At 67.0% G+C, this 11,700-nt stretch carries 6 protein-coding genes; 2 read left to right on the plus strand and 4 right to left on the minus strand.

The window, feature by feature from the left end:
- Positions 1-9: 9 nt before the first annotated feature.
- Positions 10-6,492 carry a M10 family metallopeptidase C-terminal domain-containing protein gene (locus tag E5A74_RS06490; protein ID WP_135983447.1) on the minus strand — a complete coding sequence of 2,161 codons (6,483 nt, stop codon included), beginning with the start codon at positions 6,490-6,492 and terminating at the stop codon, positions 10-12.
- Positions 6,493-6,784: 292 nt separating this feature from the next.
- On the opposite strand from E5A74_RS06490, the gene E5A74_RS06495 reads away from it, so the two are divergent.
- A complete protein-coding gene (locus tag E5A74_RS06495) occupies positions 6,785-7,321 on the plus strand; it encodes a hypothetical protein (RefSeq protein WP_135983448.1) in 537 nt (178 codons plus the stop codon).
- A 170-nt stretch (positions 7,322-7,491) separates the two neighbouring features.
- Positions 7,492-9,879: a GH92 family glycosyl hydrolase gene (locus E5A74_RS06500; RefSeq protein ID WP_135983449.1), complete on the plus strand. Its 2,388-nt coding sequence runs from the start codon at positions 7,492-7,494 to the stop codon at positions 9,877-9,879.
- A 53-nt stretch (positions 9,880-9,932) separates the two neighbouring features.
- On the opposite strand, the gene E5A74_RS06505 is transcribed toward E5A74_RS06500, so the two are convergent.
- The 3 genes from E5A74_RS06505 to E5A74_RS06515 form a co-directional block, all read right to left on the minus strand.
- Positions 9,933-10,145: a hypothetical protein gene (locus E5A74_RS06505; RefSeq protein ID WP_135983450.1), complete on the minus strand. Its 213-nt coding sequence runs from the start codon at positions 10,143-10,145 to the stop codon at positions 9,933-9,935.
- A 104-nt stretch (positions 10,146-10,249) separates the two neighbouring features.
- Positions 10,250-10,975 (minus strand): hypothetical protein, encoded by a 726-nt coding sequence (locus tag E5A74_RS06510; protein WP_135983451.1) that lies wholly within the window; start codon positions 10,973-10,975, stop codon positions 10,250-10,252.
- A gap of 236 nt (positions 10,976-11,211) precedes the next feature.
- Positions 11,212-11,652, minus strand: coding sequence for a universal stress protein (locus tag E5A74_RS06515; protein WP_135983452.1), 441 nt, complete (start codon positions 11,650-11,652; stop codon positions 11,212-11,214).
- Between the last annotated feature and the right edge of the window lie 48 nt (positions 11,653-11,700).

Here is an 11,700-nt window from a genome sequence, read left to right on the forward strand (position 1 = left end):
GCTGGTGACTTAGCCGAACAGGATGTCGCTGCTCTGCAGCTGAACGTTACCCAACCCGATGATCAGATCGGCGATCCCGTCACCGTTCGTGTCACCGGCGAGGTAATACTCCCCAAGGATGCGGGACAGCTGCAATTCACCGGCGTTGCCGCTGAACCCCGCGTTCCCGATCCAATGGAACGCGTCGACGGCTGCGGTCCGCGTGTCGGCGTCCAGACCGCTCAGGTCGATCTTGTCCTGGCCGCGACGGAAGTCGGTGACGCTGTCCCAGCCGAGATCGGTGAAGACGAAGACGTCGTTGCCCGCGCCGCCGGTGAGGATATCGAGGCCTGCGCCGCCGTTGAGCCGGTCGTTGCCGTCCCCGCCGGTGAGCGAGTCGATATCGCCGCCGCCGAAGAGCAGGTCGGCACCGCTCCCGCCGATCAGGGTGTCGCGCCCGCCATCGCCATAGAGCGAGTCGTTGCCGTCATCGCCGTACAGCGTGTCGTTGCCGGCGCCACCGTGCAGCACATTGGCGATGTTGTTGCCGAACAACGTGTCGTCATGCGCCGAACCGGTGACGTTCTCGAAGTTCAGCAAGCGGTCGCCGGCGGCATACCCGCCGACCCCGTCCGGCAGCAGATCTTCGAGCGCACCAAGGATATTCCCGAGGAAGCCGAGGTTTCCGGTCCGGACATTGTCGAGGCGGATCAGCACTCCGGCGTCCGACGCCTCGTAGCTGACCGTGTCGATCCCGGCGCCGCCGTCGAGCACGTTCTTCTGATTATTGGCGATGATCAGATTGTCGAGCGCGTTGCCGGTGCCGTTCTTCGCGTTGCCGACCAGCTCGAGCTCCTCGAGATTGGCGCCCAAGGTGTAGTTGATCGAGGCGACGACGCGGTCGGCGCCGCCTTCGCCGGCAAGCTCGGTGATCAGCTCGCCGGCCTCGCCCACGACATAGGTGTCGTTGCCGATCCCGCCCTTGAGCGTATCGGCCACCCCATCGACCCCGCCATCGAGGCGATCGTTGCCGGCGCCGCCGTCCAGGCTGTCGCTGCCGGTGCCGCCGAGCAACGTGTCGTTGCCGCCGTTCCCGACCAGGCTGTCGTTCCCGGCATAGCCGCGCAGGATGTTGTCGAGTTCGTTGCCGGTGATGCTGTTGGCAAGGTCGTTGCCCGTCCCGTTCGCGGCACTGCCCGTGAGAACCAGGTTCTCGAGCTCGGCACCCAGCGTGTAGCTGATCGAGGATTCGACGGTGTCGGTGCCTTCACCGGCGAGCTCGGTCACCACGTCGCCGGCATCGTCGACGACATAGGTGTCGTTGCCGATGCCGCCGGTCAGCCCATCCGCGCCGGCGCCGCCGTCGAGACGGTCGTCGCCCGCGCCGCCGACGAGCAGGTTGGCGCCCGTATCGCCGGTCAGCACGTCGTTGAACGCCGACCCGGTCAGGTTCTCGATTTCGCTGAGCGTGTCGGAGCCCGCACCGGTCGCCTGAGGCCCGGTGAGGCTGAGGTTCACCGTCACGCCGACAGCTGCATCGCTGTAGCTGGCCGTATCGATGCCCGCGCCGCCTTTCAGGATGTCATCCCCTTGGCCGCCGAACAGCGTGTCGTCGCCCGTGCCGCCGTCCAGCGTGTCGTTGCCGGCCAGCCCGATCAGCACGTCGTTGCCGCCTGCACCGCTGAGGGTGTCGTTGCCGGTGGCGCCGGTGATGGTCTCGTCGATATCGAAGCCGGTGAGGACCAGATCGCCGATGAAGCCGTCGAAATTGTACGCAGTGAAGCCACCGGTGTAGCTATTGGCGATCGTGAAGAGGGTCACGAAGCCGTTCACGGCACCGCCGGCGTCGCGATCGACCTGCAGCAGCACGTCGGTCCCCGACTGCACCAGACGGAGATGCCCGCTGGCGAAGGCATTGGCGTTGGCCGTGTAGCCGAGCAGCGAGCCGTTCAGGAAGGTCGTCAGCTCGAACCGGTCGCCCGCGTCGCCGACCTCGAAGTCGGTGACGACGTTGCCATGGTCGGTCGTGCTGGCGACCGCGCCGGTGCCGGCAAGCTGGATCGTGTCCTGCCCGGTACCCAGCGTGACGGTGTGCTTCGATTCCGTCGCCGCGCCGAGCAGGCTGAGGCTCAGGGTATCGTTGCCCGACCCGGCATCGATGACCGCGGACTTGACCGCCGTCAGGATGATACGGTCGCTGCCGGCGCCGCCATCGACGACGACGGTGTCGAGGTAGCGATTACCGGTGGTGCCCAGCGCCGCATAGGTGTTGCCGATCAGGCCGGCCGCGTTGGCTGCGAGCAACGTCGACAGCGCGCCCGAGCGCAACTCGATGAGGTCGTCGCCATCGCCGCCGTCCATGTTGACGTTGGTGGCTACCGTTCCCGTAGCGCGGGTGACGAGGATGCTGTCATTGCCGCCATAGCCGAACAGCGAGTCGGTTTGACCGGCCGCACCGGAAACCGCGTTGTCGACGAGGAGGTTGAACGCGTCGTTGCCGCGCAGCGTGTCGCCGAAGTTCGAACCGGTCAGATATTCGATGTCGACCAGCGTATCGGTGCCTTCGCCGCCGGTGTCCTGCGCGCCCGCGATCCGGAGATCGACGTTCACGCCCGCAGTCGCGTTGACATAGGTCGCCGTGTCGAGCCCCTCGCCGCCGATCAGCGTGTCGTTGCCGAGGCCGCCGGACAGCGTGTCGTTGCCGAACCAGCCGTCGAGGACGTCGTCGCCGGCGTTGCCGACCAGCGTATCGAGCGCACCGCTGCCCCGGACGACATCGTTGCCGAGACCGCCACGGAAGATCACCCGCTCGATGCTGATAAAGGCACCGGCCGCGACGCCGCCCATCGTGATGGCGCTGTTGCCCGCGACATTGGCGAGGTCGAACGCGATCCCGCCGGTCTGGTCGGTGTAATAGGCATAGGCGATGTCGGAGCCCTCGCCGCCGTCGAACGTGTCCTGGCCGCCGTCATTGGTGTAGACTTGGGTCAGGCCCGATCCCGAGCCGTTGGCGATACCGCCGACCAGCGTGTCGTCGCCGTCGCCGCCGCGCAGGATGTCGTTGCCGAGGCCGCCGACGAGCTGGTCGCTGCCGGCGCCGCCTTCGAGCACATCGACGCCATCCGCCGTGGCCCCGCCCGTGCTGAGCGAGTTGACATAGTCGCCGAAGATCACGTCGTTGCCGGCACCGCCGATCAGCGTGTCGCCCTGACCATTGCCGACGAGGAAATCGGCGGCCGCGCCGCCGACAAGGCGATTGGCCGTGGTGTTTCCGCCGTTGAGCGCGTTGGCGAAGCTGGCCGAGCCGATCACATTCTCCATGTTCGTGATCGTGTCGGAACCGGTGGAAGCCCCGGTGTTCTGGGCCGTGGCGGTATTCAGATTGATCGTCACCGTCGAGGTCGCGGCGGAATAGTCGAGCGTATCCGAGCCGCCCGCGCCGTTATAGGTGTCGGCGCCGCCGGCTTCGTAGAAGACGTTGTCACCGCCATCGCCGGTGACGTTGTCCGCGCCCGCTGTGGTGCGGACATTCTCGAACCCCATGATCGTCTTGTTGCCCGCGCCGGTGTTCTGCGCACTCAGGGTGCCGAGGTTGACCGTGATGCCGGTGGCGCCGTTGCTCGCGAACGAGATCGTGTCGACGCCGTCGCCGCCGTTCAGGATGTCGTCGCCGAGTCCGCCGTCAATCACGTTGCCGTTCGCGTCGCCGACGAGGAAGTCGGCGGCCGAACCGCCGCGCAGATTCTCGATGCTGCGCAACGTGGCGACCATCATGCCGTTGAACAGCGCGATGCCGTCGGTCCCGCCGGTCAGCACCGCCGTCACCGCAGACGTGGCGTCGGCGAACGAGGCGGTGTCGCTGCCGAGGCCGCCGTCGAGCAGGTCGATCGCGCCGACGGTGTTCGCCCCAGGGTTGAGCGTGTCGTCGCCCGCGCCGCCCGTCAGCGTGTTGGCATTGGAATCGCCGGTCAGGCTGTCGGCGAACGCCGAGCCTTCGAGATTCTCGAAGCCGCTGAGCGTGTCCGAGCCAGCGCCGGTATTCTGCGCCGCCCCCTGTCCGGCGAGGTTCACCGTCACGCCGGACGAGGTTCCGGCGAAGGAAGCGGTGTCGATTCCCCCGCCGCCGGTCAGGACGTCATTGCCGAGACCGCCTTCGATGACGTTGTTGTTGCCGTCGCCGATGAGGGTGTCGTTCAGCGCCGAGCCGACCAAATTCTCGATGCCGGTCAGCGTGTCCGAACCCGCTGCGACGGTATTCTGCGCCGCGCCCTGGAGGTTGAGATCGACGGTGACGCCGGTCGTCGAGCCGCCGCTGAACGCGTTGACGAACGACGCAGTGTCGATGCCGTTGCCGCCGATCAGGACGTCGTTCGCGATCGTGCCCTGGAGGAAGTCATTGCCCTCGCCGCCGTCGAGCACCGCGCTGCTGGTGTTGTTGGCGGTGACCGTGGTCGTCACGGCAGCCGCGCCCTGCAGCGAGATGTTCAGCTGATAGGTCATCCCCGCATCGAGCGGCTGGGCAATCGTGCTGCCCGTCCATTGACCGACGCGGATATAGTAGGTGCCGGGCGCAGCGAAGGTGTAGACCAGATAGGCGTCGTCGTGTCCGGCCGGAGACGCGTCACCCGACCCCGTGTCGTTCGACGCCAGCACCACGCCGCTGCTGTTGACGAGCTCGAGGATGCTGTCGGTCAGCGTGCCGTTGCCGTCGATGTCGAAGATCGCCTGCGCGCCGGCCTGCGTCACGACGATCTTGTAATATTCCACCGCGCCGCCCGCGGCGGTGGCGTTGATCGTCGCGTGCGGAAGGGTGCCCGCGTTCGTGATGTCCGGGTTGGCATCGACATCGAAGGCGCCCGTGGTGTCCACCGCGGTGGCGATCGAGCCGTTGCTGGTGGACTGGGCCTTGGTGATGTCCGCCTGCGACGGCGCCGAATAGGTCGTGGTGGTGGTGAAGCCGCCGCCGATCAGACGGTCGTCGCCGCCGAGACCGGTGAGGACGTCGGCGCCGCCGGAGCCGCCGACGAGGATGTTCGCCTGGCTGTTGCCGGTGAGCGTGTCGTTGCCGCTGGTGCCGCCGATATTCTCGATGCTGCGCAGCGTATCGGTCTCGCCATCATGCGTGACGATGACGTCGGCGTTGGTGTCGTTCAGCGTGACGCTGATGCCCGTCGTGTTGGTGAAGATCACCGTGTCGCTGCCGGCGCCGCCGTCGAGGATGTTGTTCGCGGTGTTGCCGACGAAGATGTCGTTGCCGACGCCGCCCTTCGCGTTCTCGATCAGCGAGCGCGAATCATTGTTGTACAGCAGCGACATGGCGATGTTGCCGGGCGCCAGGTTGACGAGGTTCTGATAGGCCAGATTGTTGGCGAGCTGCGCCTGATCGAAGGTCGAGAACTCGCCCGGCCGCAGATCGACGGTAACACCACCCGAGTAGTTGCTGACGTCGATCGTGTCGTTTCCGCCGCCGTCCCAGATGGTGAGGTAGATCTTGTTGCCCGACGGCGCGCCCTGGCCGACGCCGTTGATGAACATCTCGCCGGTCGTCGCGCTCCAGCTATAGACGGTGTCGGTGGCGTTGGTCGTGTAGTTGGCGCCGTACATATATTGCAGCGCGGCCAGGTCGTACTGCATGTAGGTCTGCGGCTGGTTGACCTTCTCGCCGGCGAAGTTGCTGTTGGTGAACGGCGCCGGCGTATAGGTCATCAGCGACCAGGACTGGCCGTCACGGTCGGGAGTCAGCGACTGGGTGCCGAAGCGCGGGAACGACCCGAAGTAGAAGGACAGGTCGCTGTTGGTATAATCCTGGTGCCCGTGCTTCAGCCCCATGGTGTGGCCGATCTCGTGCATGATGGTGGCGAAGCCCCATGTGCCCTGGGTGGCCATGTCGTAATAGGGCTGGTTGTTGCGGCCGAACCAGATGTCGCCCGCGACGCCGCGCGTGTCAGACGGGAAGCCGCCATAGGCCGACGCGACATCGGAGTCGCCGGTCTGCGAGATGCGGATATTGGCGTGGACCGTGTCGGTCTCGGTGATTTCGGTGAAGGTCAGCCCGGTCGCCGCAGAGATCTGCGCGAAAGCGGCGCGCGCCGCGGCCTGCTGCATCGAGCCCAGCTCGAGCTGGTAGCTGCTGACGCCATTGGTGTCGTAGCCGATGCCATTGTAGTTCGAGCCCGCCGTCGGGAAGCTGTAGGTCAGGTTCTGCGTGCCCCATTTGGAGCCGATCAGAACCGCGTCGACGTTGCGGTTGCCGGTGATGGACTTGCTGCCGTCCGGATTGGTGACCAGCGGCAGCAGCACGCCGAGGCTGCCGCCCTCGGGATTGGCGCCGGTGGCGCTGCCGCCGCCGGAAGCCCCGGTATCGTCTTCGTGCGTGCCCGTCTTGTGCGACCCCTGGCACCCTGCGCAGCCGCAGCCCTCTACATACCTGTTATGAACGACTTCGCTCAGCGAATCCCACGAGAGAGGCTGGCCATCGGTAGGCGTGCTGTTGCCGAATTCGGAAGTGCTCATGTTGGTCCCCCTGTTTGGCGTCCCTGCTAGTCCCCTGCCGAAAACTCCTTGCGAGACCGGCCGGCGGAACGGAGCCAAGTAACTCCATGCTTTACGAAATTTTAACGCTGTCAAGCGCTGCCGGTCGGCGCGGTGACGGTTCGTGCCAATTCAGGTCAATATGAGTGAATGGAACGACGAATCGAGGCGCCGCCGCGGTCGAATCGGCCTTGTTCTCGGAAGTAATGTCCAAATGTGACTTGGGGCCGCGGATGGCGTATCGGAAGTGCGTTCAAATTCATGGAGGAGCGCGATGATCCGCATCTTGCCGTCGTTCGCGGCGGCGCTCGCCGCATGCACGCCTTCTCCTCAGGAAACCGCCATGCACCGCCCCGGCCAGGACCCAGCGACCAACGCAAGAAGCACGGGCGAGGCCGGGCCGGGCCGGAACCCGACCGCCCGTGCGGGCGATCCGCAACGCGCCGCGCCGGCTCCCCCCGCCGAGCCGGTGTCCGCAGCGGAGAACCCTGCCCCGTCGCCCCCGGTCGATTCGCCAGCAGAGGCAATCGGACGCCGCATCCTGTCGACGGCTTTCGTCAGGGTGGGTCCCGACGGGCATCTGACGGTGGAGCTGCACAACGGGCGCGCGCTGATCCTTCGCGACGTCGTGATGCGCCGCAAGGATTATTGCGGTGTGCAAATGCTCGGCGGCAAAGCCGGCAGCCCGTATTGCGGCGGATATTCCGAGGTCGCCGCGGCGCGGCCAGGCGGTTCGCCGGCGACCGCCGAACCGGATCTGGCGGCGCCCAACCCGCTCGAAGCTCGGGGCAGCTCCGCCAAAAGAAACTAGCTCCCAGCTCGCCGGTCCAACCGGCAGGTCGTTCATACCTCAGAGTCGATTCCGCCACCCGGTCGAGTCCGCGCCAGACTTTTCCGGCCGCAGCCTGCGCAAGGCGGTTGACCGCCACCCGGATAAAACTTTAGCAAAACAAATTGATTTAATCGCGTCTGGGAGGTTTCATGACCCGCTACGGAGCCGTCGCTCTGGTCTGTCTGGCGCTGGTCGTCGGCAGCGCCGGTCGTGCCGCCATCGGCGCGGCGACCGGCACCGATCCCGCCGCGGAGGTCAACCCATTTATCGGCACCACGAATGGCGGCAACGTCTTCCCCGGTGTGAGCCGGCCGTTCGGGATGGTCGCGTTCAGCCCCGAGCTGACCCCGCTCCCGGGCAAGCGCTTCCCGATCGCCGCGCCGGGCGGCTATGAGTGGCGATCCAACGGCGTGCGCGGTTTCAGCCTGACGCATGTGTCGGGCACCGGCTGCACTGGCGCGAGCGGCGATATCCCGATTATGCCCGTCACCGTCCCGGTCGAGCAGTCCCCCGCTTCAGCCGAGGCTGGACTGGCCTATGCCAGCATCCTCGATCACGGCAAGGAAAGCGCGGTACCCGGCGCCTATGCGCTCACGCTGGACAATGGCGTCCGTGCCGAGCTCGGATCGACCGAGCGCACCGCGGTCGGCCGCTTCACCTTTCCGGCGGAAAAGCCCGCCAACCTCCTGTTCCGCACCTCGGACAGCGAGGTTGGCAGCAGCGCCTCGACGATCCGGATCGATCCCGCGACGCGCACCGTCAGCGGATCGGTGACGAGTGGCAATTTCTGCGGCTACCTCGCCGAGGATCGCCGCGAGAGCTATTACACGCTCCACTTCGTGGCGGTTTTCGACCAGCCGTTCGAAGCCGGCGGAACATGGCGCGACGACAAGGTCACGCCGGGCGCCACGCTGGGCTCGGGTGCGACCGGCTATGGTGAGCGCGGCCATCCGCCCCTCGGCAAGGGCGCCGGCGGCTGGATCCAATTCGATCCGAAGCGCGCGCCGGTGGTCAACGTCCGCATCGGCATCTCCTATGTCGACGCGGCCGGTGCCCGTGCCAATCTCGAGAGCGAGAGCCCGGCGGGGACCACGCTCGAGGCGACGCAAGCCGCCGGCCGCGCCGCGTGGAACGCGGCACTCGGCCAGATCGACATCGAAGGCGGCGCGCCCGACGATCGCACCGTCTTCTACACCGCGCTCTACCACGCGCTGATGACGCCCAACCTCTACAGCGATCGGGATGGGCGCTATCGCGGCTTCGACGGCAGGGAACATCGCCTCGCGCCGCGCCAGACCGCCCAATATGCCAACTACTCGGGCTGGGACGTCTATCGCTCGCAGCTCCAGCTGGTGACTTTGCTCGATCCCCAGCGCGGATCGGACATCGCGCAGTCACTGCTCAACCAGGCCGATCAGAATGGCGGAATCTGGGATCGCTGGACGCATCTGACCGGTCCGACCAGCGTGATGAACGGCGATCCCTCGGCGCCTTCGGTCGCCGCGATCCATGCCTTTGGCGGGCGCAACTTCGACCTGAAGCGCGCTTACGCCTCGCTCAAGCGCGCGGCGACCGTCCCCACGCCCAAGGATCTCGATCGCAAGGGCTGCCCGGTATTGTGCACCGGCCAACGGCCCGGGCTCGATCAATGGTTGCAGCTCCACTACATGCCCGTCGGCGCACCCGGTTGGGGCAGCGCTGCCGACACGCTGGAAATGACGGCCGCAGATTTCGGCCTCGCCGAGCTCGCCCGCTATGCCGGCGACAAGCCCGGCGAGCGCTTGTTCCGCCAGCGATCGGGCTGGTGGCGGAACCTCTTCAACCCCAATGCCACCGCCGAAGGCGGCTATATCCAGCCGCGCAAGGCCGATGGCAGCTGGGCGCCTTTCGACCCGGCCTCCGACGAGGAGTTCGTCGAGGGAAGCGGCGCGCAATATCTCTGGATGGTCCCCTTCGATCCCGCCGGGCTGATCAATGCCCTTGGCGGCAAGGCCGCGGCCGCGCGCCGGCTCGATGCCTTTTTCCGCACGCCCGACGGCGCATGGGCGGTCACCAAATCGGGTCCGCTGCACGCCGAGATGGACAATGAACCTTCGATCGCATCGCCCTGGCTCTATCTCTTCGTCGGCCAGCCGTGGAAGACGCAGGAGACGGTGCGCGCGGCGATGCGTCAGATCTGGACCAACACGCCGCAGGGCATCTCGGGCAACGACGATCTCGGTCAGATGTCGTCGTGGTATGTCTGGTCGGCGCTGGGGCTCTATCCGCTCTATCCCGGCCGCGCCGAGCTGGTGGTGGGCAGCCCGCTGTTTGCGCGTGCGACGATCGAGCGGTCCGGCGGTCGCATCGTCATCGCGGCGGACGGCGCTGCGGCGGACCGACCCTATGTCCGGTCGTTGGAAGTCAATGGACGGTCGAGCGACCGCGCCTGGCTTTCGGCCGATTTTGTCCGTCGTGGCGGCGCGCTGCGATTCACCCTGTCGAACCAGCCCGATCGTCGCTGGGCTACCGCCGCTCCGCCACCGTCTTTCCATTGAGCGAGCCCGCAAGCGCGAAGCGAGGCGCGCGCGACGCGCCGGGAACCGACGCCCTACCGGCGATGCAAGTCGCGCGCGCTCCAATCGTCCGCCAGCGCCGCCGCGCGCATCTCGAGCTCGGCGGCGTGACGCCGCCGCGCCGCGGCTACGGCAGGATCCGTCGCCATCGCGGCATAGGCGCGCAATTCGCGGGCGCGCCGACCGAAAACCGCCTGTTCGGCGGTGATCGCACGACCGCGAAGCTCCTCCAGCAGGCTGCGTAGCATCGGTTCACTCTCCCACTGGATCCATAAGATTAAAGCGCGGGCGTCGAAATGGATCCCGTATGAATGATCCAAACGCAGTCCGAAGCGTGCGGCTCCGCGAAAGCTCAGCGGAATCCCACACGCAGTCTGAGCGAAGGCAAAAAGGCCACCCGGGTGCTGCTCGCGCCCTCCCGGTTGGACGATATCCGCATCCAGCGCACGCCCGCGCCGACGCGATCGAACGCGCTGCTGCCGGTCCAGCGGTTCATCGCCCCGGCCGCGTCGAGCCCTGCCCAGGCTTCGAATCGCCAATCGCGGCGCCCCGAATCGTCGCCCGCGTGCCACCGTCGTTCGACCGATCCGTCGAGCTGCAGCGCAAGCGCATCGACGATCAGCGGGTGGACGACCTCGCCCCAGAGATTGACGGCCTGATGCTCCAGCCCGCCCGGTCCGAACGACCAGCGCGGGCTGAGCTCGAGGCTGAACGCCGTGGGGCCGCGGCTGCGATAGAGCCCCAGACCGGCAAACAGCGTGTGCCCCGTCTCGCCGCGGGCCTCGAACACCCCCGAATAGCTGCGCTCGACGGCATAGCCGATCCACGGGCGAAGCCCGGCGAGATCGTTCCGCGCGCGCAGCTCGATCGACGCTCCTACCGCCGATGCGGAATCGATATCGCGATCATGCGCGATGGTGATGCTCGGCCCGACGTCGAACGCGACCTCCCAATCCGCTGCGATCGGTTCGATTAGCTGCAGGGTCATCGCCGCATTGGTCGCGCTGCTCGTCCAGGAGCGCATCCGGAAGGGACTGTGCGTCACCAGCTCCGGCGCGAGATCGAACTCGATACGCACGATACCGCCATCCTGCGACGGCGGTTCCGCGGCTATTTCGGGCGAGGCCTCCGGCGCCTCTTCCTGCGCCCATGCGCCTCCGGGCGCGGCCGCAATCACACAAAGCGCGAGGCGCCGTGCCCGCCGGGCTGAAGCTCTGGAAGTCATGCGCGAAGCCTAGGGCGCCGGCGGTTGCGGGCCATCGGGATTGACCCCGGGGCGCGACGCGATCGCCCCGGAGCGCTGTCGAAACCGGGCTACCGCACGACGAGCACGGGGATCGGGCTGGTCGCGAGGACCTCCGCCGTAACGCTGCCGAGCACGAGGCGGCGAAGCCCGCGCCGGCCGTGCGAGGACATGACGATGAGATCGCAGTCGCGCGCACCCGCGGTCTCGACGATCGCCACCGCCGGCGCGATGTTTTCGAGACAGACCGTTTCGGCCGCGATTCCGGCGCGATCGGCAGCCCCCTTCACGTCCGCCAATATTCTTTCCGCCGCGCGGTTCCGGCTGTCGGCATATTCGATGTGCAACGACGCGCTCAGCCCGACATCACCCGCGGCGTAGGGCAACACCGTCTCGGCGACCGCGACCAGCGTGGTTGCGGCCCCCAGAGCCTTTGCGAGCGCGAGACCGTGATCGACGCCTTTCTGCGCGACTTCGGAGCCGTCGGTGGAAATCAGAATGTGCCGGTACATCGCATCCTCGCCGATCTGCCCTCGCGCAGGATAACGCGCCTCGACGCC

Origin of the sequence: Sphingomonas naasensis (genome assembly GCF_004792695.1) — a bacterium.
In the GTDB taxonomy this organism is placed as follows: Bacteria; Pseudomonadota; Alphaproteobacteria; order Sphingomonadales; family Sphingomonadaceae; genus Sphingomonas; species Sphingomonas naasensis.